Annotated in this window: 26 protein-coding genes; 11 read left to right on the forward strand and 15 right to left on the reverse strand. The window is 38.5% G+C overall.

The window, feature by feature from the left end; all coding sequences use genetic code 11:
* Positions 1 to 148: 148 nt before the first annotated feature.
* On the forward strand, positions 149 to 1069 hold the full coding sequence (locus tag HL290_RS02795; protein WP_003652415.1) for a LysR family transcriptional regulator: 921 nt from the start codon (positions 149 to 151) through the stop codon (positions 1067 to 1069).
* 64 nt (positions 1070 to 1133) lie between these two features.
* Here HL290_RS02795 and HL290_RS02800 read toward each other — a convergent pair whose 3' ends face one another.
* The gene (locus tag HL290_RS02800; protein ID WP_198495525.1) at positions 1134 to 1586 is read right to left on the reverse strand and encodes a DUF441 domain-containing protein; all 453 of its coding nucleotides are present in this window, start codon (positions 1584 to 1586) and stop codon (positions 1134 to 1136) included.
* Positions 1587 to 1840: 254 nt separating this feature from the next.
* Between HL290_RS02800 and HL290_RS02805 the strand changes: the two genes are divergently transcribed.
* Positions 1841 to 2059 carry a hypothetical protein gene (locus HL290_RS02805; protein ID WP_198495526.1) on the forward strand — a complete coding sequence of 73 codons (219 nt, stop codon included), beginning with the start codon at positions 1841 to 1843 and terminating at the stop codon, positions 2057 to 2059.
* A gap of 89 nt (positions 2060 to 2148) precedes the next feature.
* The gene (locus HL290_RS02810; RefSeq protein WP_198495527.1) at positions 2149 to 2853 is read left to right on the forward strand and encodes a pseudouridine synthase; all 705 of its coding nucleotides are present in this window, start codon (positions 2149 to 2151) and stop codon (positions 2851 to 2853) included.
* On the opposite strand, the gene HL290_RS02815 is transcribed toward HL290_RS02810, so the two are convergent.
* The 3 genes from HL290_RS02815 to HL290_RS02825 form a co-directional block, all read right to left on the reverse strand.
* The gene (locus HL290_RS02815; RefSeq protein ID WP_004643268.1) at positions 2846 to 3289 is read right to left on the reverse strand and encodes a GNAT family N-acetyltransferase; all 444 of its coding nucleotides are present in this window, start codon (positions 3287 to 3289) and stop codon (positions 2846 to 2848) included. The genes HL290_RS02810 and HL290_RS02815 overlap by 8 nt on opposite strands.
* A 98-nt stretch (positions 3290 to 3387) precedes the next feature.
* Positions 3388 to 3696 (reverse strand): type II toxin-antitoxin system RelB/DinJ family antitoxin, encoded by a 309-nt coding sequence (locus HL290_RS02820; RefSeq protein ID WP_004643266.1) that lies wholly within the window; start codon positions 3694 to 3696, stop codon positions 3388 to 3390.
* Between the two features lie 111 nt (positions 3697 to 3807).
* A complete protein-coding gene (locus HL290_RS02825; RefSeq protein ID WP_198495528.1) occupies positions 3808 to 4716 on the reverse strand; it encodes a pseudouridine synthase in 909 nt (302 codons plus the stop codon).
* Positions 4717 to 4836: 120 nt separating this feature from the next.
* On the opposite strand from HL290_RS02825, the gene tsaE reads away from it, so the two are divergent.
* The 5 genes from tsaE (at position 4837) to HL290_RS02850 (ending at position 9824) form a co-directional block, all read left to right on the forward strand.
* Positions 4837 to 5310 (forward strand): tRNA (adenosine(37)-N6)-threonylcarbamoyltransferase complex ATPase subunit type 1 TsaE, encoded by a 474-nt coding sequence (gene tsaE, locus HL290_RS02830; RefSeq protein ID WP_035357976.1) that lies wholly within the window; start codon positions 4837 to 4839, stop codon positions 5308 to 5310.
* Complete coding sequence (mutL, locus tag HL290_RS02835; RefSeq protein WP_198495529.1) at positions 5303 to 7252, forward strand: DNA mismatch repair endonuclease MutL; 1950 nt, start codon at positions 5303 to 5305, stop codon at positions 7250 to 7252. Before tsaE ends, mutL begins: the two co-directional genes overlap by 8 nt.
* A gap of 6 nt (positions 7253 to 7258) precedes the next feature.
* Positions 7259 to 8203 carry a tRNA (adenosine(37)-N6)-dimethylallyltransferase MiaA gene (gene miaA, locus HL290_RS02840; protein WP_004643262.1) on the forward strand — a complete coding sequence of 315 codons (945 nt, stop codon included), beginning with the start codon at positions 7259 to 7261 and terminating at the stop codon, positions 8201 to 8203.
* A 94-nt stretch (positions 8204 to 8297) separates the two neighbouring features.
* Complete coding sequence (hfq, locus tag HL290_RS02845) at positions 8298 to 8822, forward strand: RNA chaperone Hfq (RefSeq protein WP_005046408.1); 525 nt, start codon at positions 8298 to 8300, stop codon at positions 8820 to 8822.
* A 141-nt stretch (positions 8823 to 8963) separates the two neighbouring features.
* On the forward strand, positions 8964 to 9824 hold the full coding sequence (locus HL290_RS02850; protein WP_198495530.1) for a DMT family transporter: 861 nt from the start codon (positions 8964 to 8966) through the stop codon (positions 9822 to 9824).
* Positions 9825 to 9859: 35 nt separating this feature from the next.
* On the opposite strand, the gene nfsB is transcribed toward HL290_RS02850, so the two are convergent.
* The gene (gene nfsB, locus HL290_RS02855; RefSeq protein ID WP_017392110.1) at positions 9860 to 10513 is read right to left on the reverse strand and encodes an oxygen-insensitive NAD(P)H nitroreductase; all 654 of its coding nucleotides are present in this window, start codon (positions 10511 to 10513) and stop codon (positions 9860 to 9862) included.
* 139 nt (positions 10514 to 10652) lie between these two features.
* On the opposite strand from nfsB, the gene HL290_RS02860 reads away from it, so the two are divergent.
* Positions 10653 to 10880 carry a hypothetical protein gene (locus HL290_RS02860; RefSeq protein WP_198495531.1) on the forward strand — a complete coding sequence of 76 codons (228 nt, stop codon included), beginning with the start codon at positions 10653 to 10655 and terminating at the stop codon, positions 10878 to 10880.
* A gap of 11 nt (positions 10881 to 10891) precedes the next feature.
* Here the strand turns inward: HL290_RS02860 and HL290_RS02865 are convergent, their stop codons facing one another.
* Together HL290_RS02865 and HL290_RS02870 are read right to left on the reverse strand one after the other, a co-directional pair.
* Positions 10892 to 11611 (reverse strand): UDP-2,3-diacylglucosamine diphosphatase, encoded by a 720-nt coding sequence (locus tag HL290_RS02865; protein ID WP_198495532.1) that lies wholly within the window; start codon positions 11609 to 11611, stop codon positions 10892 to 10894.
* Positions 11612 to 11626: 15 nt separating this feature from the next.
* Positions 11627 to 12136 (reverse strand): peptidylprolyl isomerase, encoded by a 510-nt coding sequence (locus tag HL290_RS02870; protein ID WP_016137752.1) that lies wholly within the window; start codon positions 12134 to 12136, stop codon positions 11627 to 11629.
* A 168-nt stretch (positions 12137 to 12304) separates the two neighbouring features.
* Here HL290_RS02870 and HL290_RS02875 point away from each other — a divergent pair, with 168 nt between their 5' ends.
* Positions 12305 to 14032 carry a glutamine--tRNA ligase/YqeY domain fusion protein gene (locus HL290_RS02875; RefSeq protein WP_198495533.1) on the forward strand — a complete coding sequence of 576 codons (1728 nt, stop codon included), beginning with the start codon at positions 12305 to 12307 and terminating at the stop codon, positions 14030 to 14032.
* Between the two features lie 116 nt (positions 14033 to 14148).
* Here the strand turns inward: HL290_RS02875 and HL290_RS18575 are convergent, their stop codons facing one another.
* The 6 genes from HL290_RS18575 to HL290_RS02900 all read right to left on the reverse strand — a co-directional run bounded on the left by HL290_RS18575 (position 14149) and on the right by HL290_RS02900 (position 20719).
* Positions 14149 to 14262: a hypothetical protein gene (locus HL290_RS18575; RefSeq protein WP_080592263.1), complete on the reverse strand. Its 114-nt coding sequence runs from the start codon at positions 14260 to 14262 to the stop codon at positions 14149 to 14151.
* Between the two features lie 170 nt (positions 14263 to 14432).
* Complete coding sequence (locus HL290_RS02880; protein ID WP_198495534.1) at positions 14433 to 15155, reverse strand: glutamine amidotransferase; 723 nt, start codon at positions 15153 to 15155, stop codon at positions 14433 to 14435.
* A 166-nt stretch (positions 15156 to 15321) separates the two neighbouring features.
* Positions 15322 to 16137 (reverse strand): ethanolamine ammonia-lyase subunit EutC, encoded by an 816-nt coding sequence (gene eutC / locus HL290_RS02885; protein ID WP_198495535.1) that lies wholly within the window; start codon positions 16135 to 16137, stop codon positions 15322 to 15324.
* Between the two features lie 10 nt (positions 16138 to 16147).
* Complete coding sequence (locus HL290_RS02890) at positions 16148 to 17533, reverse strand: ethanolamine ammonia-lyase subunit EutB (RefSeq protein WP_198495536.1); 1386 nt, start codon at positions 17531 to 17533, stop codon at positions 16148 to 16150.
* A gap of 16 nt (positions 17534 to 17549) precedes the next feature.
* A complete protein-coding gene (eat, locus tag HL290_RS02895; protein WP_198495537.1) occupies positions 17550 to 18986 on the reverse strand; it encodes an ethanolamine permease in 1437 nt (478 codons plus the stop codon).
* A gap of 221 nt (positions 18987 to 19207) precedes the next feature.
* Positions 19208 to 20719, reverse strand: a complete 1512-nt coding sequence (locus HL290_RS02900; RefSeq protein ID WP_004643247.1) for an aldehyde dehydrogenase family protein — start codon at positions 20717 to 20719, stop codon at positions 19208 to 19210.
* A gap of 142 nt (positions 20720 to 20861) precedes the next feature.
* Here HL290_RS02900 and HL290_RS02905 point away from each other — a divergent pair, with 142 nt between their 5' ends.
* Positions 20862 to 22052 carry a helix-turn-helix domain-containing protein gene (locus HL290_RS02905; protein WP_003652386.1) on the forward strand — a complete coding sequence of 397 codons (1191 nt, stop codon included), beginning with the start codon at positions 20862 to 20864 and terminating at the stop codon, positions 22050 to 22052.
* Here the strand turns inward: HL290_RS02905 and HL290_RS02910 are convergent.
* On the reverse strand, positions 22049 to 23017 hold the full coding sequence (locus tag HL290_RS02910) for an alpha/beta hydrolase (RefSeq protein WP_198495538.1): 969 nt from the start codon (positions 23015 to 23017) through the stop codon (positions 22049 to 22051). The genes HL290_RS02905 and HL290_RS02910 overlap by 4 nt on opposite strands.
* Positions 23018 to 23211: 194 nt before the next feature.
* Positions 23212 to 24384, reverse strand: a complete 1173-nt coding sequence (mdh, locus tag HL290_RS02915) for an iron-dependent methanol dehydrogenase (protein WP_198495539.1) — start codon at positions 24382 to 24384, stop codon at positions 23212 to 23214.
* Positions 24385 to 24420 lie beyond the last annotated feature (36 nt).

The raw sequence follows: 24420 nt of genomic DNA on the forward strand, positions 1-24420 counted from the left end.
TAATTCATGTTGAGACAAATTAATTAATTCCATGGTAAAATGAATAATATTCATTAGTGAAGATTTATCTACAGTTATCCTATTTGTTGAAAGGCAAAGATGAGATTAAGACATTCATAGATAAATCTCTTTTTTTAGGCTTGGGCCCATGTTAGAAATACGCCACCTTAAAACTTTAGTTGCCTTACGTGAACATGGTTCATTAGTTTCTGCTGCGAATGATCTTTGTTTAACGCCCTCGGCTATCTCTCACCAATTAAAAGAATTAGATCATTGGTATGGGGTAGAGGTGGTGAATCGACGTAGCCGGCCTGTTAGCTTTTCTAATGTTGGGCAACGCTTACTTAAGTTAGCCGATGATGTTTTACCGCAAATCCAGATTACACATAGTGATATTACCCGTATTGTGCATGGACAGACAGGCAGGATTATCTTTTCATCTGAATGCCATAGCTGCTTTGACTGGTTAATGCCGTTATTGAATCAATATCGACATCAATACCCAGATGTTGATTTAGACTTTGCTTCTGGATTTGAAGCTAATCCACATGAGCTTTTACAAAATGCTGAATTTGATTTGCTGATTACAGCCGATCCAATTGCATTAAAAGGAATTGAGTATTTTCCTATTTTTGAATATGAATCGCGTTTGGTTCTATCCAACACGCATCCATTGGTTCGTGCTGAAAATATTACGGTTCAAGAGTTAGCAGAAGAAGTTTTAATTACTTATCCAGTTGATAAGCACCGTTTAGATATTATGTCTAAACTTTTCATTCCTGCGAATATTCAGCCTAAGCAAATACGAACAACAGATTTAACCCAAATGCTTATTCAACTTGTTGCAAGTGGACGAGGTATTGCTGCTTTACCTGATTGGGTAGTAAATGAATATGAACAAAAGGGATGGGTTACGAGTCGCCGTTTAGATTGCGTTTCACCTACAGGCTTACGACGGACGTTATATGCGGGCTATCGAACTGAAGAAAAAGAAAAAAGTTATTTTGAAGGGTTCTTAAAGCAGTTAGAAAAATTCTCTTTAAAACGAACTTCGTATTATTCTGGCTAGGGTAATTCATTTAACTTAAGCATAAAAAAGGTGCCCAATGGCGCCTTTTTTAATATCGAAAAATTTATTTACCGATAAATAACGAGAGCAAGCCTGCTGCAATAAGAGGGCCGACAGGTACACCACGGAGCAAGGCGACGCCTGCAACTGTGCCAATTAATAGACCTGCAACAACATCAGGCTGACTCGACATAAGTTTTACACCGCGACCACCTAACCATGCTACTAACAGACCGATTGCAATGGCAACCAGTGATTTAATACTAACAAAGGACTTTAAAATACTCTCTCCACTCAGTTTTCCGTTGGCAATGGGTGTGAGTACGCCAATGGTTAAAATAAGAATTCCTAAATTAAGACCATGTGCTTGAATAAAAGGGAAAAACTGATTTAAAGGCGTAATTTTAACGACAATTAACACACCTGCTGCAATGGTTACAGCTGCATTTTGACTTAGTAAACCACAGATAAGTAGAACTAGAAGGACAACTAAATTAACATCAAATTGGGCAAGCATGGGAGCGGGGTGGGCAAGTAAATAAAATGGAATTGTATAATATTTAAGAGTAGGAATGTGAAAGCTTTAAAAGATTTAGCAGATCTTGGATTTTATCTTTAATAAAATTTTATTGTATATCGCTCATTGATAAAGAGTTTTAATTTTCGGTTACGCTTGGACACAATGTTATATAAATTAACAAGTTAAATCTTATAGTTTTTTGAAGTTGTGTTATAAAAATAGTCATTACTCATGAATATAGGATAATGACTATGCAAATTGTAGATATCAAAATTAAAGATCAGTTTGATCAGATTCATGATGCCAAGGCTCAACTAAAGCAAAATTTAGTTGAACACGAAAATGAAACTTTAAAGCTAAGCCAACGTATTGAACATATTATTGTTGATAATGAAATTATTTTACCTACAACTGAATTGTTATTTGAAAGTGAACAGAACGAAAATATTTATCGAGTAGTTGAAGAATAGAATGCAGTTTAATGAACTAAATGCAAAGAGTAGTGAGTAGGGAGTTGAAACTGCGTTAAAATGAGTGTTTTGTTCTAAAGAGAAACTCCATGCTGCTGGAAAAAATTTTACAATCACAAGGGTTTGGTTCACGTAAATATTGTCAGCAGTTAATAAAAAATGGTTCTGTAAGTGTTGATGGAGAAATTGCCGATGATCTTAAAAAGCAATTTTCTCCTGAAAATCTAGAATTTTCGCTTTTTGGACAAACTTACCAATATCGAGAACAAGTTTATATTGCATTAAAAAAACCAAAAGGTTTTGAATGTTCACATCAGCCTCAGCATCATCAAAGCGTTTTTAGTCTATTACCTGAAATTATGATTCATCGAGGCGTCCAAGCAATTGGACGTTTAGATCAAGACACAACAGGCTTACTTTTATTGACTGATGATGGTAAATATCTTCAAGCTTTAACCCATCCTCGTAAACATGTTCCAAAGGTTTATCATGTTACGACCATTGATGCAGTCACCCCTGAGCAAATTGAAATGTTAGGTCAAGGAGTAAGCTTACATCAGGAAAAAGGCATTTTTGCTGCAACCGATGTAGCAATGTTGGAAACTCACAAATTAACGATGACCATTCATCAAGGTGTTTATCACCAAGTCAAAAGAATGATTGCTGCTGTAGGAAATAAAGTAGAAGCATTGCATCGCCATCAAGTAGGTCAATTAGTTTTACCTGAAATAGCAGATGGGGAATGGATTTATTTATCAGAACAGCAAAAGCAGCTAGCACAAAATATTATTTAAGAAAGCAATGGAATGTCTGGAACTCACTATCCCGAATGAAGCCCATTTGTTCATATAGACGATGAGACTCATGGTTATTACTTTGAGTTTCTAGGCTAATGCGTAGGGCATTTTGTTGTTTTGCAAATAAAATGGCAGTATCGATTAACTGTTTGGCGGAGCCTTGGCGACGAAAAATTGGCGTAACATATACATCATCTAAAATATAATATGTTGAACAAGCAACTGAAGAAAAACCTAAATAGAGTAGAACGAATCCGGTGATTTTTTCATCTTTAATATGAATGAAAAAAACACTTTCTCTATTCTCAAAACGTTGTTTAAGAAAGTAAAGTGATTCATTAAAATTAGAAGAAGCCCCATAAAACTGGCGGTATTCATCAAACAAAACGGCGAGTTGGTCTAAATCTTCAAAAGTCGCTCGTCTAACGATCATTTGGTACTCCTTGTAACTTATCATTATATTTTTACAAAGAGAGCATAACGAAAAAAAGAGCTTTTTGACGTTAAAACTTGTTTATAAATGCAACAGTGTTAAGTTTTGTCGCTCTCACCAAGAAGTGCGTTTAGTTCTTCAAACAAATCTTCATGGTCATCATCTTCGCTTAAAGTCGATGGGTTTTGATTTAATGAAGATGCTTTTGCTTTTCGGAGTTTTAATAATTGTTCCATATTAATACTCTGATTTTCGATCGCAAACGGAATAGATTTAGTTAATACGACCTGTTTAAAAAAAAGTCGTACCGCTTGGGCAGGGGTAATTCCCAATTGTTTAAAAACAGCAAAAGCCTGCTTTTTCTCTTGGGAGTCCAGTCGAACCTGATAAACTTCTGTTTTTCGCATGAATAACAAAACCAAATGATTTTTAATTTTTAGGAATTTATTTTAAACCATCGCAATGTAATTTCAATGTTTTTCGGCATAAAAAACAATCTTTTTGTCATTACGCTTACATTACAACGTCAATTCAAACTGAGAATTGAAAAACATTTCCCCTTTCGTGAGTGGATCGACAAATGAAATGTGCTTAGCTAAAAGTTGTAATGGCTCTGAAAAATCATCATCTGCCTTATGTTGAACAGTCGGGTAAAATGGATCATTCTTAATCGGAATATCTAGATAATTAAGATGTACACGAAGCTGGTGCTGTTTACCTGTTGTCGGTGTTAAACGATATTTAGCCCAAATCTGGTTGTGTTCAATAAGCTCAATATAGGTCTGAGTGTTTGCTTTAGCATTTGCCACAATTTGCATGGTGTAAAAAGGAGTCCCTTTATCTAGGTGTAAATGTAATGTTTGAGGAAGTTTTAATTCTTTTTTATAAGGAGCGATAGCGTGGTAAGTTTTATTGACTTGACGCTCCGCAAATAATTGTTGGTAAATACCTCGCGATTCAATCCGTTTGCAAAATAGAACAACTCCAGCAGTTTCACGGTCTAATCGATGTATCGGTGTTAAAAATTCATTGCCTGTCTGTTTTTTAAGTCGAACTAATAATGTTTCTTGTACATATTGTCCAGTTGGGCTAATTGTTAAAAAATGAGGTTTATCGACCACCAGTAAGTCATCATTTTCAAATAAAATTCGATGCTCGAAAGGAACATGTGGCTCATAGGCAAGAAATCGATAATAAAAGATATGCGTATTGCTTTGATAGGGACTATCTAATGTTAATTTTTGTCCATTTGCCCCATAAATAAGCCCATCTTGAAAGCGTTGCTGCCACTCTTGTACTTTAATGTGTTGAAAATGTTGGCATAGATACTCATAAATAGTTTGAGTATTTGTTTGTGCAGGAAGATAAACTTGGCTTGCGCTTACACCATTAACCATAGGTGGCAAAAAATCGTTCGGACTAGACATAAAAAAGTATAAATATGTAAGAGAATTGATATAAAAAAAGCCAACTTCTAGGGCTTGAGTAGGCTTTTAAGGCAGGGCAATGTTATCATATCGATTATTTTGAATCATGTTATGTGTGCTATGTCGTATTCATTGAAATTGGTCTTAAATCATGAAGAAGATACTGGGCGTCTAGCTCAAGCGTTGGCGCAACATGTTCAGTCAGGTGTGATTTATTTAATTGGAGACTTAGGTGCGGGTAAAACCACACTTACGCGCTATTTCTTACAGGCTTTGGGTCATAAAGGCTCTGTTAAAAGTCCAACCTATACACTAGTTGAGCCGTATAAAATCAATGAGAAAGAAATTTTTCATTTTGACTTATATCGTTTGAATGATCCTTATGAACTTGAATTAATGGGAATCCGTGATTATCTAGATGTCACAGATGCATTATTTTTATTTGAATGGCCATCAAAAGGTGGAGATGAAATTCCTCAGGCAGATATCATCATCGATATTCAAAAGTCAGAGGATGAGCTGAGTCGTTTTGTAACTTTAACTCTACCCACAGAACATTTGTATCAGACTTTGCAGGAACAGCTTCATGACTGATGAAAAGCTAACACAACGTCGTATTCATACTTTAGACGCAGCGTTAGCCAACCAGATTGCTGCTGGTGAGGTGATTGAGCGTCCTTCATCTGTTGTTAAAGAATTATTAGAAAATTCCATCGATGCGGGTGCAACTGAACTCATTGTGCGGATCGCTCAAGGTGGTTCGACCCTCATAGAAATTATTGATAATGGGCATGGTATTCATTCTGAAGATTTGGCATTAGCTGTCATGCGCCATGCGACAAGTAAAATTAAAACTGCAGAAGATTTACACGCTATTGTAAGTTTGGGATTTCGCGGGGAGGCACTTGCTTCGATTGCCGCAGTTTCACGATTGACTTTAACCAGTAGCCAAGATGAAAGTGGTATTGGCCATCAGGTTGAAGTCAATGGCACAGCCTTTGATCATCAAGAAGTACAAGCTGTTGCTGCTCAAAAGGGAACTCACATACGTGTTCAGGACTTATTTTTTAATGTACCGGCGCGCCGTAAATTTTTAAAGAAACCAACGACTGAATTTGGTCATATTGAAGAGATTGTTCGTCGTCTGGCTTTAACGCATTTTGATATACGTTTTGTGCTTGAGCATAATGATAATATTAGAATTAATTTACCTATAGCTGATAGCGGAGAGCTCCGTTTTCAGCGAGTGCAACAACTGCTCGGTTCGCAATTCGTACAAAATGCATATTGGATGGATGCCGAAAGTATTAGTATGCGTTTATCGGGGTGGCTTGGCCATCCTTCAGATGCTCGTGCGCAGGGTGATATGCAATATGTCTACGTAAATGGTCGTATTGTTAAAGATAAAACGATTTCTCATGCATTACGTATGGCATATGACGGTATTTTACATGGCCATCAACATTCATCATATTTACTTTTCTTAGAAGTTGACCCTGAAAATATCGATGTGAATGTTCATCCTACAAAACATGAAATTCGCTTTTTAAATCAGAGGGAAGTGCATGAATTTGTAAGACATTATGCGAAAGAAACTCTGTCGCAATTTCAGACAGCGAGCGCTGATTTAGCTCAAGCGATGAAAGTGGATGAAACCTCAGACTACTCTGTGCAGCCTCAACCTAAATATCAGGAACAATTTACGCTGCATCGGGCAAATGAAGCTTTAAATCCAGACAATAAAGCGCGAACTCAGAATGCACCGACAGAGTTGTTAACCGATTTTAACGCTAGTCGTCCGCAAGCTGTTCACTATGCAGATCAAACACCAAAATATAACGGTTCTCCTCAGTTAAATAATGCGTTAAAGACATACTTAGCGCCACTGCGTGATCAACCTGCTAATTTTTCAGTGAATGAAGATATTGAGCCAGTAACTAAAGTCGATGAGTTTCCGTTAGGCATTGCAATTGCTCAACTTCATGGAATTTATGTTTTAGCGCAAAACACTGAAGGGCTAATTATTGTTGATATGCATGCAGCGCATGAGCGAATTTTATTACAGCAAATGAAAAATGCTTGGGATAAGCCAGAATTTTGGACGTCTCAGCAGTTGCTTATCCCTAAAGTCATTTCTATTAGTCGAATGCAGGCAGTGAGGGTAGAAGAATTAAAACCTCAACTGGAGCGTTTAGGACTGGAAATTGATTTGTATGGGGATGAACAAATTATTGTTCGGGGAGTGCCAGCAATATTACAAAAAGCTGACTTTGAAAATCTTATTCCTGAACTTTTAAATGATTTAGATCCAAATGATGAAGCACAAGGATTACTTCAAAAAAGAGATGAGCTATTAGCTGGAATGGCGTGTCATGGGGCAGTGCGTGCACATCGACAACTCAGTCTTTCTGAAATGAATGCTTTACTTCGTCAAATGGAACAAACTGAATTTGCGAGCCAATGTAACCATGGGCGGCCAACTTGGCGTGCATTCCCATTATCTCAATTAGATAAATTATTTGCTCGAGGAGAGTAGTTTTACATGTCAAATCAATTGCCCGTCATCAATTTAATGGGACCAACTGCAAGCGGTAAAACCGCTTTGGCATGTGAATTATACGAACGTGGAAATTTTGAGCTGATTTCTGTTGATTCTGCTCTCGTTTATAAAGATATGGATATCGGTACTGCTAAGCCAACTCGTGAAGAACAAGCGCTATATCCTCATCATTTAATTGATCTGATTACTCCTCTTGAAGTTTATTCAGCTGCTCAATTTGTTGAAGATGCATCTAAGTTGATTGATGACATGCATTCACGTGGGAAAACTCCTATTTTAGTAGGAGGCACAATGTTGTACTTTAAGGCATTATTAGAGGGTCTATCGAGTAATTTGCCGAGCGCAGATGCCCAAGTTCGGGCAGCAATTGAAGAAAAAGGTTTAAATGAAGGGTGGCAGGCTGTTTATGACGAATTAGTTTCTGTAGATCCTGCCGCGGCTATAAAATTTAATGTGACTGATAAGCAAAGGATTATTCGAGCACTAGAAGTTTATAAGCTTACGGGTGAGCCAATTACTAAATTGCAGGCAGAACAACCAAAAAACGTACCATATCGATACATATTTCATAATTATGCTTTACTTCCAGATCGGGTAGAATTACATCAACGCATTGAGCAAAGATTAAGCAAAATGTGGGATATCGGTTTTTTGAGTGAAGTTGAAGCTCTAATTGAAAAATACGATTTAGATGAAAATTTACCCTCAATGCGTTCAGTGGGTTATCGACAAGCACTAGAATTTCTATTAAAAAGTGATATAAGTCTCAAAAGTAAACGTGAAATGGAGGATAAAGCTTTATTTGCAACACGACAACTTGCCAAACGTCAATATACGTGGTTACGTTCTTTGCAAGAAATACACGATTTTAAAACTTACTTGACGATAAAGCAGGCGAAAGAAGACTTGCGAAACTCTTATGGATAAAGCAAAATTTGCACACTGTCTTTTTATAATTTTTAGTTGAAAAATAAAGATAGTTTTTTTGCGCTGATTTAAAAATTTTTTTTTGGAGTTAAAAATGTCTAAAGGTCAAACTTTACAAGATCCGTTCTTAAATTCTCTCCGTAAAGAACGTATCCCTGTTTCTATTTTCCTTGTGAACGGTATTAAATTACAGGGTCATATTGAATCATTTGACCAATATGTTGTTTTATTAAAAAATACAGTAAGTCAAATGGTTTACAAACACGCGATTTCAACTGTTGTTCCAGCTCGTAACCCACGCCCAGCAGGCGCGCAAGGTACAGGCTTCCCAGCACAAGGTGGCACACAAGGTGGTTTTGGTGGTCAACCTACTGGTGGCTTCGGTGGCGCTCAAGGCGGTGGCTTTGGTGGTGCTCAAGGTGGCTTCGGTGGCGCTCAAGGCGGCTTCGGTGGTCAAGGCGGCTTCGGCGGTGGTCAAGGTGGCGGCTTCGGCGGTCAAGGTGGCTTCGGTGGTCAAGGCGGTGGTTTCGGTGGTCAAGGCGGCTTCGGTGGTCATCAAGGTGGTTTTGACAACGATACTAAATTTGAAGATGGTCAAGAAGACGAAAATAATCGTTAATTGATATCTAAAAAAGAAACCAGTCAGATAATGACTGGTTTTTTTATGTTTATTTAAAAGTTAATTCAAAATATTAAACTCATCAAAGGTCATAATTTGACTATGGTGAATCATATATTTAAATAAATAGAGTTTTAATCGATGATATTAATATTGGCTGCTGCTTTAAGTAGTGTCTTGGTGTCTATCCTATTAAAAAACTTAAAGAAAAAAGGGTATCAGCCGTTACAAATGATTGCATGGAATTATGCGAGCGCGAGTCTTCTTTGCTTTTGGTGGTTTCAGCCTGATATTCAACACATTTCAATATCAAAGACCCCTTGGTGGTTAATTATTGCATTGGGACTGATTTTGCCCAGTATTTTTCTGTGTTTAGCTAAGTCACTAGAATATGCAGGAATTGTTAAGACCGAAGTTGCACAGCGTCTTTCTGTCGTACTTTCTTTACTCGCAGCTTATTTCTTTTTTCATGAACAATTTAATGCATTAAAACTATGGGGAATAGGTTTAGGAATTTTTGCTGTTTTACTTGTCCTTTTTGGACAAATGAGTACTTCTTCGAATCATCAATCTCGAAAAGCAATTTTTGCTCTATTAAGTGTTTGGTGTGGATATGCCGCAGTAGATATTCTCTTAAAATATACGAGTAGTTTAGGTCTTCAATTTACACTCACTTTGAATCTTATTTTTATTACAGCTTTTATATTATCAATTTCATATTTATTGGTGCAGAAAACCCAAAAATGGCAGTTTAAAAGTGCTATAGCTGGGTTGATATTAGGTGTACTTAATTTTTCGAATATTGCTTTATATGTGAAAGCTCATATTCTTTTAAAGGATTCACCTGCAATTGTTTTTGCAAGTATGAATATTCTTGTGGTGCTATTAGGCATTGCAAGTGGCGTTATTTTATATAAAGAAAAATTAAAATGGCCTACCACTTTAGGTATTTTATTTGGGATCAGTGGCGTGATTTGTTTAGCTAGGGCAATGGCTTTGTAGTTCAAGAGAGTTGAATCTCTTGAACTACAATAATTTTATAAATAGGTAAAAATAACTTCATCTGGTAGGCGTGATTTAGGTAGTTTGGCATTAAAATCGTTTTCACTGCGATAACCTAGAGAAACAATGACTGAACTACGTAGGCCTTTTTCAGTTAAACCTAACTCAGTATTTAAAATGTCTTCATCAAAGCCGCCCATTGGGGTTGCATCAATTCCTTCTAAACCCGCAGCAAAAAGTAGTTGCCCCAGAGCAATGAATGTTTGATTTTCCATCCATCCAAATAAATTTTTCTGCTCATTTCGATAGAACTCAACATAGCCATGGCGAGTATCTTTTTGGCCTAATTTAGCTTTTTCATCTTTAAAACGGCCACTTAAATCATCTTGTTCAAGTAATTGATTTAAGTATTCAGATGAAATATCTGTTTTTGTGCAAAATACAAGTGTGTGTGATGACTCAAGCACTTTGGGACCATTGTAAGCATATTTACCTGTTAAGGCTTTCGCTATTCTTTCTTTAGCTGCAAGGTTATCTGCAACGAAAAAGTGCCAAGGCTGTATATTCACTGAAGAAGGTGAAAAACGTAAAATTTCTAATAATTTATTAATTTTTTCTTGAGGGATTTTCTTTTCAGAATCGTACGCTTTTGTTGTATAGCGGCTTTTAACAGAATTCAATAGGTCCATAGGTGTGCTCCATATCAATCTTATGGCAATTGAGAGAATTTAATCTTTGTCATCATACGCTATTTTATTCAAAAACATTTCCTATGTAATTTGATAAAGAAATATAATGTTTATATAAAATTTTAGTAATCTATTGAAAATGATTGATTTAATGCCAACAGGTGCAAAGAGTAAGCTGCGAGAAATTAGAATTGTTAAAGCCTTTATCATTCTTATATTTGTATTGAGTCTTCTTATTTTATACATTGAGTATCACGATCATGCACATATAAGCTGGAAATTTATATTTATTGCCAGCATGTGTGTGATTTACGATTCTGATTTAAATAAAAAAATTAAAGAATTGAAAGTTCAAATAAAAAAGTGACTAATTTCTAGCTAATAATTCCAGACAACCAATTCGAGCTGTTGCATATTTGAAGACGGATCAATTTCTAAAATATAAGCCTGATCCTCACGCCAATCGCCAAGAACAATTCGTTGTTTATCTTGCACTTGATGAATCGAAGGGCGGTGAGTATGGCCATGAATCAGTGTGTCTACATTTGCTAAAGCAGACAGAACTGCTTGCTCATTTACATCCATGATTTCATAGCTTTTTTGCTGTTTATCCGCGGAGCTTCTCTTGCGGAAGCCATTAACCAGCTTAGTGCGAAAACTGAGTGGAGTTCGACGTAAAAGAGCGACTAAGAGCGGATTTCGAATAATCTTTTTAAATCTTTGATAAGAAACGTCATCTGTACATAATGCATCGCCGTGTTCTAGACGATATTGATGTCCTGCAATATTGAGGGAATAAATGTCAGGGAGTAAAACGCCATTAAATTTATTGAGGAAAACTTGATTAAGAGCAAAATCACGGTTGCCTACTTGAAAGTAAACTCGATTACCCTTTTGAGTAAAAGCCTTTAAGGCATCGACAATTTCATCGAGCCATGGTGCTGAATAGTCATCTCCAATCCAGGCATTAAACCAATCGCCTAAAATGTAGAGCTGAGTATTTTTATCTTGGTAATACACCAATAAGTCTAAAAACCCTCGAACGAGTCGAGGGTGTTCAGGTGACAAATGTAAATCTGAGATAAACAGATAAGTCACAGCTTTATCCTAAAATTATTCAGAAATAATTTTAGCAGATTCGATTACAACGTTTTCTAATGGAACGTCAGCGTGATAACCGCGGTTGCCAGTGCGAACACCTTTGATCGCTTCAACAATGTCTAAACCTTCAACAACTTTACCAAATACAGCATAACCCCAACCTTGAGCAGTTTTAGAGGTATGGTTCAAGAAAGAGTTATTTTTCACGTTGATAAAGAATTGAGCTGATGCTGAATGAGGAGCTTGAGTACGTGCCATTGCAACCGTACCCTCGTCGTTGCTTAAACCGTTATCAGCTTCATTTTCAATTGAATCACGTGTCGCTTTTTCTTTGAAGTTTTCATCCATACCGCCACCTTGGATCATGAAACCATCAATGACGCGGTGGAAAATAACGCCGTCATAAAAACCGTCACGTACATATTCTAAAAAGTTTGCTACTGTTTTAGGTGCTTTTTCAGCATTCAGTTCAAGAACAATACGACCTTTATTGGTGTTTAATTCGACTTGAGGAAAACTCATTACATTAATCTCCTAAACATGGGCTTATGACCATGGGTTTTTGGTTGAGAGAAGCATAAGCAAACTGTAAACTACAAGGCAAGTAAAAAACGTTAAAATCTTTGTTAAAAATGAAGATAGCGTTTAAATTTTTCGAAATTTTATCTACAAAGAAGTGATTGATACACTATGAAGCCTAATGATGTTGTCTCGAGCCTGCCAAATAACCCGACACCGAATACTCATGCCTCTGTCGATTCTGCGCAGCAAGAACAACAGGCTGGCTTAGATTTTGTTCGCCAAGTCATTACTGAAGACTTGGCTGCTGGACGTGCAAATCAGATCGTAACGCGTTTTCCACCAGAACCAAATGGTTATTTACATATTGGTCATGTAAAAGCGATTTGCCTAAACTTTGGTGTGGCTGAAGAGTTTGATGGGTTATGTAATTTACGTTTTGACGATACAAACCCTGATGCTGAAGAACAAGAGTACGTTGACGGTATTGCGAATGATGTGAAATGGCTTGGTTTTAACTGGAATGGTGAGCCACGCTATGCATCAAGTTATTTTGATCAATTATATGCATGGGCTGTTCAATTAATTGAGCAAGGCGATGCTTATGTTGATTTACAGTCTCCAGAAGAAATTAAGTTAAACCGCGGTAGTTTTGTTGAACCGGGTAAAAATTCACCATACCGTGATGCATCTGTTGAAGAGAACCTTGCTCGCTTTGAAAAAATGCGCAGTGGTGAATTTAAAGAAGGTGAAGCTGTTTTACGTGCCAAAATTGATATGGCAAGCCCAAACGTACACATGCGTGACCCAATTTTATATCGCGTATTGCATTCAGAGCATCACCAAACAGGTGATAAATGGAAAATCTATCCAATGTATGACTATGCTCATCCATTGTCTGATGCTATTGAGGGGATTACTCATTCGCTTTGTACATTAGAGTTCCAAGATCACCGTCCGTTTTATGACTGGATTGTAGAAAAGGTAAAATCTAAAGCAGTTCCACATCAGTATGAATCTTCGCGTTTAAACGTGGACTACACCATTACATCAAAACGTAAATTACGTAAGTTGGTGGAAGGTGGTCATGTAAATGGTTGGGATGACCCGCGTATGCCAACAGTAGTAGGTATGCGCCGTCGTGGTTTTACTCCGGAAGGTTTACGTGATTTCTGTAAACGTGTAGGTGTGTCAAAAACTGATGGTATTGTAGATGTTGCAATGCTTGAGTTCTGTATTCGCCAATCTTTGGAAAATGCAGCTGCGCGTGGTATGGCTGTTTTAAGCCCACTTAAAGTGACTTTGACCAATTTGCCAGAAGATATGGATCTTACTCATGCTCGTCATCCTAACGTTGATATGGGTGACCGTGTGATTCCTTTAACTAAGGAAATCTATATTGACCGTAAAGACTTTGAGGAAGTACCACCGAAAGGCTTTAAACGTTTAATTCCTGACGGCGAAGTACGTTTACGTCATGCTTACGTGATTAAATGTGATGAAGTCATTAAGGATGAAAATGGTGAAGTGGTTGAGCTGAAATGTTCAATTGACCCTGAAACTTTAGGTAAAAATCCTGAAGGTCGTAAAGTGAAAGGCGTGATTCACTGGGTATCTGCAACCAAAGGTATTCCTGCTGAAGTACGTATTTACGATCGTTTGTTCACAGAAGCAGACCCTGAAACAGGTGATGATTTCTTGGCAAACCTAAATCCAGATTCGATGAAAGTATTAGAAGCTGTAATTGAACCCGCTTTGGCACAAGCGAGTCCTGAAGATCGTTTCCAGTTTGAACGTGAGGGTTATTTCGTTGCAGATCAGCACGATCATTCACCTGAAAAACCAGTGTTTAACCGTATTCTTGATTTGAAAGATAGCTTTAAGCCTGAGAAAAAGTAACACGACGAGTAACAGGTTTTGAGTAAATAGCAGATATAAAAAAGCCCAACTCAGTTGGGCTTTTTTATATCTATTTTCTTACATATATTATTCTTTATTACGTTTTGGCAAATAAGCTAAGCTGGATTAACCACATAAAAATAAAGAACAATGATTATAAGAAGAATAAATGCTAGCGATAAATAAGTATTCACCGTGTTAAAGCTTTTAATAAATTTCAGGATTTCCATAGTAAATCAGCGTTTATTTTATGTTACAAAATGAATAAATTAATAATACACGGAAATTAATTATAAAGGTTCCCAAAGATAGATTAATAATCCATCTTTGAGTGAAAAGTAAGCATTTGGCTTTATGGATATAATTTAATTAATTAATTGTTAAATTGTATTTTTATAATTTAACCACTATATCCAATACGTTTGAGAAATTTTTGAATAATTTCAAATGCAGCATGTTCGAGCGCTTGAGCGTATTGCAAATTATCTTCGCGAAGCTTTGGAATTGAAATATTTGCATGGCGAAGTTCACATGTATGACCAATTAACCATTTTTCAAAATGCTCTTCAGTGGTTTCAATGTGGAACTGCAAGGCAAGAATATTATTCCCTACTTCAAATGCCTGATTGGTATAAATATCAGAGCTTGCTAAAAGCACTGCATTTTCAGGAAGGTCGAAAGTGTCACCATGCCAATGTAGAACATGCACATTATTAAGCAAACCAGATAAAACTTGATTAGCGCGTAGGCTTAAACTCAGTGGACCCCAGCCAATTTCTTTTTGATGTCCTGCATATACTTTTGCGCCAAGTGCATGAGCAATAAGCTGTGCGCCTAGGCAAATGCCCAGAGTAGGTTTATCCGCTGCTAAACGTTGTTTGAGTAAAGCAATTTCATCTTTTAAGAATGGATAATCGTCAGTTTCATAAACTCCGATTGGACCACCTAAAATAATGGTTAAACCTTCATGTGAAAAAGCAGGGGTTAAATCATCAACTCCCGCCTCAAAATAACGGACACGAAATCCGAGTTGATAAAAGACATTTTCTAATGAACCTAAGTCTTCGAAAGCAAGATGCTGAATGGCATAAATAGTTTTAGGGAAGGCGTTTGTTGTGCTCATACAAATGATTCATAGAAGATCAATACGTGGAGTATAGCGATAAATATAAAGAAGAGAATATCTGTATAAATCGCCAATACCCGAAAATTGATATTTTTCGTTAAAATGATGTTGTTATGCAAAGGATTATCTATTTATGAATAAATCCCTAAACATATTCTACTGTTTAAAATAATAGCTTTTGAGTTTCCTCAAGGCCTATGTTTGAAAGTTGATGTTCATCTTTTAAATTAACGCCTGAAAAGCCGAGTTGTTTTGATTTTTTCATTAATGCGATTAAACGTTGTACCGCAACTGGAATACTTAAGCCTGCTGGGCGAACATTGGAAATACAATTGCGTTTCGCATCGAGGCAGCCTGAATATGCATTCCATGTATAGTAAATGCCCATACTATCGGGAGAGCTTAATCCCGGACGTTCTCCAATAAGCATAACAAGCATAGATGCTTTGAAAATTTCTGCAACTTCATCGCCAAGAGCAACTCGGCTACCTGTCGCAAGTGCAATTGGTGCAAGACTCCAGTTTTCTTGCTGAATTTGTTCACTCAGCGCTGCAATAAATGCCACAGCATTCGCTTCAATTGCTCTTGCAGAGAGTCCATCACCTACCACAATACAAACATCGTACTGTTGTGGATTTTCTGCATATTCCTTAATTAAGACATCTTTTGATTGGCTTGAAAGCTGACGTCCTAAATCTGGGCGTTTGAGATAAATTTCTTTATTGGATGCATTACTTTGTACATGAATGCTTGGAAGCTGCTGTTGCTGTAATTGTTCAGATAAATGGAGAACGTCCAGATCTTTATAAACAGCATCTTTTGCTTGTGCATGAGATAGCTGAAACTCGAGTAAGGCTCGTGTTGGGATACTGCAACCCGCACGACCCAGAGCAATGCGGGCATCGGTAAACTGTTTGAGTTTTTCCCACTGATCTTGATGGGTAGAGGAGGGATATTGAATATCACGACTGAGTTTCATAGTGTTCTCCCTAATTCATGAGCAGGCGAGAGAATTGGTCGGGCATGTGATCTGCCCAACAGATTTGAGAGTTTTGCTGTTTAAAAATGCCCTGTTGTTCAAGCCAAGCTGAAAACTCAGGAGCGGGTTTTAAACCTAAGAGTTGTCTTAGGTAAAGGGCATCATGGAACGAAGTCGTTTGATAATTGAGCATGACATCGTCTGAGCCTGGAATACCCATAATAAAGTTGATGCCCGCCGCGCCAAATAGGGTAAGGAGAACATCCATGTCGTTTTGGTCGGCATCGGCATGGTTGGTATAGCAAATGTCGCAGCCCATTGGCACACCAAGTAATTTGCCACAAAAGTGGTCTTCTAGACCTGCGCGTATAATTTGTTTGCCGTTAAAAAGGTACTCTGGGCCAATAAAACCGACGACTGTATTTACTAAAAGTGGGTTATATTTTCGGGCTACGGCATAGGCACGGGTTTCTAATGTTTGCTGATCAACGCCGTGATGTGCATTGCTTGATAATGCACTACCTTGACCAGTTTCAAAGTACATAACATTTTGCCCAATGGTCCCGCGTTTAAGTGCGAGCGTGGCTTCATAACCTTCTTGGAGTAAATCAAGTGAAATTCCAAAACCTTCATTAGCCAGTTGAGTGCCAGCGATTGATTGAAACATTAAATCAATCGGCACATTTTTTTCAGCGAGTTGAATACCTGAGCTAATGTGCGTGAGGACACAGGACTGCGTTGGAATTTGATACTCCTGAATTACATGATCAAGCAATTTCAGTAACTCTGACAAATTATGTAAATTATCTGTCGCAGGGTTAATGCCGATCACGGCATCACCATTGCCATACATCAAGCCATCTAAAATACTGGCAGAAATACCAAGAACATCGTCGGTAGGATGATTGGGTTGCAAACGGGTAGAAAGATGGCCTTTTAGACCAATGGTGTTGCGAAATTGGGTCACTACTTCACATTTGCTGGCGGCATAAATCAAATCTTGATTGCGCATAATTTTGCTGACAGCAGCTACCATTTCTGGAGTTAAACCTGATGCTAATGCTTTTAAGCTTTGTGCAGTTGCTTCTTCTCCAAGTAACCAATTCCGAAAATCGCCTACTGTGAAGTGTGAAATAGGGGCAAAGGCTGCCAGATTATGTTCATCAATAATCAGGCGTGTAATTTCATCTGTTTCGTAATCGACCACAACTTCATTTAAAAAGGTTTTAAGTGGTACATCGGCCAAAGTCATTTGTGCCGCAACATGTTCGGTTGCATCTCTGGCAGCTACACCAGCTAACTCATCACCTGAACGTAATGGCGTTGCTTTTGCCATTAAAGTTTTTAGGTCAGCAAAGTGATATTGCTGATTGGCGACAATATTGCGATAACTCATGGTTGCATCCTTTTATTTATAGTTCTTGTTCAGCAGCTTTAATATTTGCAAATTCTTCTTCTGGTGTTCCCTTGACTAAATGATAGCGACTGTAGAACAAAAAGTAAGCAATAAATGCAACATAAATAGCGGCAGCAATAAACCAAACTTTCGGGTTTACCACAAAACCTGCAATCACAGCAGCCACTGCTAAAACTAATGCAATGCTTGAGGTCACAATGCCACCCGGTGTTTTATAAGGACGAGGCATGTCGGGTTTAGATAGGCGTAATTTGATGTGGGATAAGAGAATTAAAACATAAGAAATAGTTGCACCAAAAACGGCAATTAAAATCAGTGAATCGCCTTCTTTGGTGAGTGAAAGCAAGAACCCAATAATGCCCGGAATAATAATCGCAAGATAAGGGGCTTTATTTTTATTGGTTAAAGAGAGTGAAGTTGGTAAGTAACCAGCACGTGACAGTGCAAAAATTTGACGCGAATAGGCATAGATAATTGAAAAGAAACTCGCGATTAAACCAGCTAAACCAACAAAATTTACAAAAGTCGCAAGCCAAGTGTTGGTGCCATAAACTTTAACCAGAGCATCGACGAGAGGAGCGCCTGAGTTTTGTAAAGTACTTGCACCTGCTGCGCCTGCACCCAAGAATAAAATGAGCATGGCAAACGCCGTTAATATGAGCATTGCACCGATTAAACCACGTGGTAATGATTTTGCAGGATCTTTCGCTTCTTCGGCTGCTAAAGGAACACCTTCAACTGCAAGGAAAAACCAGATTGCAAAAGGAACTGCTGCCCAGATGCCTAAATAGCCATGAGGTAGAAAACGACTTGCACCAGCTGCTGTGCCAACAGGAATATCCAACAAATTTTGTGCATTAAAATGCGGGATCATTGCTGCAATAAACACAACCAGAGCAACAGCTGCGACAAGCGTAATTGCAAACATGATTTTTAAGGCTTCACCAGCACCTTTGAGATGTATGCCCATAAAAATGGCGTAGCAGGCGAGGTAAATCATCCAGCCATTAATACCAAATAGAGATTCGCAATAACCACCAATAAACACGGCAATAGCAGCAGGGGCAATCGCGTATTCAATTAAAATGGCTGTACCTGTTAAATAGCCCCCAAAAGGACCAAAGGCAGCACGTGCAAAGCTATAACCACCACCCGCCGTAGGCATCATAGTGGACATTTCTGACATAGAAAGACACAGGCACAGGTACATAAGCGCAGCAAGCGCAGTGGCAATAAACATACCACCCCAACCACCTTGGGCAATGCCGAAGTTCCAACCGGCAAAATCACCAGATATGACATAAGCTACACCTAAACCAATCAGGAGTAACCAACCAACCGTACCTTGTTTAAGTTGACGCTGAGCAAAATATTCTGCTGATGAAACTTCTGAGCTTGAAGTAATAACGGAAGCTGTTTCTGGTTGATTCATACAATACTCCTGCGAGTGGGTTTGTATGAATCAATGCAAAAGCAATGCCTAAATGAAGCGCTTTAGATAATAGATGACGCTTTTTTATTCCAAATGATAAAAACTTGAGAACTAACAGTACTAAATAAAGAAGCCAGCAATCTAAATTACCGGCTTCTTACATAATTAATGATCTTACTTCTTTCTAGTGTTGATAGTCTGGTATCAACTTGGTGCGAAACTTAGAAGAAGCCCATTGGTTTAGTTGAATAACTCACCAACAAGTTTTTAGTTTGTTGATAATGATCTAACATCATCTTGTGGTTTTCACGGCCAATACCTGACTTCTTGTAACCACCAAATGCAGCATGAGCAGGGTAGATGTTATAGCAGTTTGTCCAGACACGACCCGCTTCAATAGCGCGGCCAGCACGATAAGAAATATGTGCTGAACGTGACCAAACACCTGCACCTAAACCATACATGGTGTCATTGGCAATTTTAATTGCATCGTCAAAGTCTTTGAACGTTGTCACAGCAAGTACAGGTCCAAAAATTTCTTCTTGGAAAACTTGCATGCCATTGTGACCTTTAAAAATAGTCGGATCAACATAGTAACCATCGCCTACTTCTTTACGACCACTACCGCCTAGTAAGAGTTCTGCACCCTCTTCACGACCAGTATTAATACAACGTAAAATTTTCTCTTGCTGTTGTAGAGATGCTTGAGCACCAATCATGGTTTCAGTATCAAGTGGATGACCAGTTTTAATACGTTTTACACGCTCTACAGCCAACTCCAAGAACTGATCAGCAATACTTTCTTGTACTAAAGCACGAGAAGGACACGTACATACTTCACCTTGGTTCAAGGCAAACATTGCAAAACCTTCAAGTGTTTTTTCTAAGAAATCATCTTCTTTATCCATGATGTCTTCAAAGAAAAGGTTTGGTGACTTACCACCAAGTTCTAATGTCACTGGAATAATATTTTCGGTCGCATATTGCATCACCATTTGTCCAGTTTGAGTTGAACCTGTGAAAGCAATTTTGGCAATACGTGGGTTTGTCGCTAACGGACGCCCGACTTCTGAACCGAAACCATTAACAATATTAAGTACACCCGGCGGTAAGATATCTTGGATGAGTTCAGCAACCAGTAAAATACCTACTGGTGTTTGCTCTGCTGGTTTAATCACAACGCAGTTACCAGCTGCTAAAGCAGGTGCAAGTTTCCATGCAGCCATCAAAATCGGGAAGTTCCATGGAATGATTTGACCAACTACACCTAGCGGCTCATGGAAGTGGTAAGCAATGGTATCTTCATCAATTTCAGAGATGCCGCCTTCTTGAGCACGAATACAACCTGCGAAATAACGGAAATGATCAATCGCAAGCGGAAGATCAGCTGCTAAAGTTTCACGAACCGCTTTACCGTTATCCCAAGTTTCTGCAACAGCAAGCATTTCAAGATTTGCTTCTAAACGATCAGCAATTTTTAAAAGTATATTTGAGCGTACCGTTGGCGAGGCTTTATTCCATGTTGCTTTCGCTTTATGTGCTGCATCTAGAGCAAGTTCGATATCTTCGGCACTAGAGCGTGGAATACGTGTGAAAGCTTTTCCATCAACAGGAGATACATTATCAAAATATGCACCCTTTACAGGTGCAACCCATTCACCGCCAATAAAATTTTCATATTGTGATTTAAATTGAACTTTTGAGCCTGGTTGATTTGGATCGATATAGCGCATATAAATATTCCTTTGCTTTTTAGGACTAAAGACTAACAAGAACCCTGTCAGTAGGTACTTTCGTACTTTGTATAATTAGGATATAAAGAAGAAGGTTGGAGAAAGGTTGGAATAGAAATGTGGATATATAAGGAATTTACAAATGTTCACAAAAAAGGATTTATTGCAGCAACGGACGTTGATTGATCAACTGCGTACGCAAAATAGTCTCTCTCCTCAAAATGCTGCCAAACTGGGTCAAAGTATTGCAAGTTCATGGGAACGGTCAGCCTCTGCTGCGATTCCTAAAGAGCGTTTTGCTGCTCCATTAGTCGAGAAAAAATCTGCTTCACAAAATGCTTTAGATATGGCTTTAAGTCAGTGTGCCGACGACTTACGTCATATCGCTGAACAATCCTCAATGGTGATTGCTGTTGGTGATATCGGCAGTACCATTATTTGGACGGCAACAAGTGCTCAAATGCAAAGTGCAGCTGAGCGTGTTCACTTTGTGCAGGGTGGGCAATGGCGTGAAGAATTTGTTGGCACCAATGCATTGGCTTTGTCTTTAAAAACTCAGCAATCAAGTTGTGTTTTTTCAAATGAACATTATATGGAATCGATTCATGATTGGGTATGCTATGCCGCGCCAATTATCGATCCATACTCGAAACAAACCCTTGGTGTCGTTGATTTATCGACAACTTGGAAGAATCATAATAGTTTAGGAATATTGGCCGCTGAACGATGTGCATCCATTATTCAATCCGCTTTGCTAGAGCAGCAGCGTCAACAGTTACATATTCGTGCATTTTCGACACCGCAAGTTAAATTTAACGGTAAAAGCTTGTTATTAACGCCGCGTCAAATTGAAATTTTGACAATATTGGCGTTATGTCCGCATGGCTTAACTTTAGAGCATCTTTATCAGGCGCTTTATGGCGAACGTAAAGTCAGTATGGGGACGCTTAAAGCTGAAATGTCTCAACTTCGAGATATTTTGGGTGGTTTACTTGGATCTCGGCCATATCGTTTGCTTGTACATGTTGAAGCGGATTTTTTACAAGCTGAACAGGCACTGGATGCGGGATATGCGGCTTCTGCTTTGCAACTTTACACAGGCGTTTTTCTGGCCAAAACGGAAAGTCCGTTTTTATGTGCATGGCGTGATTGCCTAGAATCACGTTTAAGCGATGCGATTTTTAAAACACAAGAAACAGATTTATTACTAAAGCATTTAGCTCATTTCCCTGAAGCAATTGATGCGGTAGAACGTCTTATGGAGTTAGTACCTAGCGAACATCCCGCGCATCAATTGCTGATGAAATACCTTGACTCACCCAAGCTCAGTTAAGTGATTTTTTGATCCAGCCACTGGAATAACTGTTGATAGACTTGTTCTCGCACTGGCTGGGCCGAAAGGACTAGATCATGCAAGCCATTGTGAATAGAGACAACATAGACATCACCTTTAATTTTTTTACCGTGTTTTTCAATGTCTTTAACATCTAAAATCACATCACTTTGAGTCGCATCTACTCCCCATTTTTTTGGGTTTTTAGTTTGATGGGAGTGCATAATCAGTGCAGGGATATCGAGTTTAACCCCGCGATGAATCTCTTTTTGTGCCGTATGAATCGCATGTACAAAGCTGAGTTGAACAGTAGGGGCAGAAGTTGGTTTCCAGTCCAGATTAAAGTCCCATTCGCCCTTGAGCTGTTTGTGAAGGCTCGCGGTGTACCATTTGTTCAGTTGGCTTGGGAATTTAACTTTAGGTAGATATTTTCCTACTCGGCTGAGCATTGGAATACCAAACTTTTTTTCGACCAAGCTTAAATTAAAGTCATAAAATGGACTATTCGCCCATAGCGCTTTAACAAGAGGATGGTTTGGGTGATGGGCAGCATAAAGCGTTGCTGTCAGACCACCTGTTGAATGACCTGCAAGCAATACTTGTGTGTGCTGTTCTTTAGCAATGATATCTAATGCTTGAGTAATTTCGGCATCGTATTCACTTAAATCAAGCACATTATAGAAGATTTGATGGGGTAGTTTGGAACGACCGTATTTTCTTAAATCCAAGGCATAGAAGTCATAACCATGCGCGTTGAATTGTTCAGCCATTTCAGTTTGAAAGAAATAATCTAAAAAACCATGAATATAAAGCACAGCTTTTTGAGTAGATTGAGCGGCCTTTTTACGAACCAATGTGGCAACAACTTTACCTTCATAATCATCAGGAAAGTTGAGTGTGAGCTGTTCGTAGCCAGTACCTAAAATATCTGGAACATAATTTTGAGTAGCTGAGGATGTATTCATTTTTATCGAGCTATTGTAATTAAGACATGCTGAGTATCCTTCAATGAAATGGGCGAATTGTCAATCAGGTTTAGAGGTTGGATTGGAATAGAGGTTTAAAAAAAGGGAATACCGCTGGAGCTAAGTATTCCCCAAAAAGTAAGTCAACGGTCGGAGGGTTTGACTTACTAGAGGGATGTGCCATTACATCAAGATTAAAGTGCTGCTTTGAAAATCTCCACAACTTGTGCATGATTTGCTTTACGTGGATTGGTCAGCATACACGCATCTTTTTGAGCATTATCGGCCATAACTGCAAGGTCTTCAGTTTTTACGCCTAGCTCTGTTAATCCAGATGGAATACCAATCGATGCCGACAGTTTACGAATGGCATCAATTGCAGCATACGCAGCTTCCATCACGGTCAGTCCATGAGTTTTTACACCCATTAAATCTGCGATTTTTGCGTAACGATCTGGACAGGCAATTAAGTTAAATTCGCACACGTGTGGTAACAAGATTGCATTACATACGCCGTGAGGTAAGTTATAGAAACCGCCCAATTGATGCGCCATCGCATGTACATAACCTAAAGATGCATTGTTAAACGCCATACCAGCCAAATATTGTGCATAGCTCATTGCATCACGTGCTTCGATGTTTTCGCCATTTGCTACAGCAGGCTGTAACCATTGACTAATCATGGTGATGGCTTTTTCTGCACAAGCATCGGTAATTGGGTTGGCCGCCGTAGAAACATAGGCTTCAACAGCATGGGTTAAAGCATCCATACCTGTTGCTGCTGTTAAACCAGCAGGTTTGGCAATCATGAGTTTCGGATCATCAATGGCAATGAGTGGGGTACAACGCCAGTCAACAATTGCCATTTTTACGTGAGTGTCTGTATTGGTAATAATACAGAAACGAGTCATTTCAGATGCAGTACCAGCGGTTGTGTTGACTGCAATCAATGGCGTCATTGGTACCTTACTTTTATCGATACCTTCGTAATCACGAATATGACCACCACCCGCAGTGACTAGGCCAATCCCTTTTGCACAGTCATGAGATGAACCACCACCTAGCGAGACAATAAAGTCACAGCCATTGTCGTTATAGGCATTTACTCCATTATGGACATTGATATCGGTTGGGTTAGGTTCTGCACCCGGAAAAATATGGCTAGCAACGCCTGCTTCGGTTAAATAGTTTGCGATAAGATCTGCGACACCAAATTTAAATAAGCCTTCATCGGTCACAATTAATGCTTTTTTTGCGCCGAGGTTTTGTGCCTTTGTACCTATTTCTTTGGCACATCCTGGTCCAAAGAGTGATACGCATGGAATATAAAAACCGTTTGTTTGATCTGCAATATTTTTAAAAGCCATGGAGTGATTCCTTCTTCCATAAATCCATTGTTTGTT

The sequence above is a fragment of the Acinetobacter sp. AC1-2 genome (assembly GCF_016124155.1).
GTDB lineage: Bacteria > Pseudomonadota > Gammaproteobacteria > Pseudomonadales > Moraxellaceae > Acinetobacter > Acinetobacter calcoaceticus.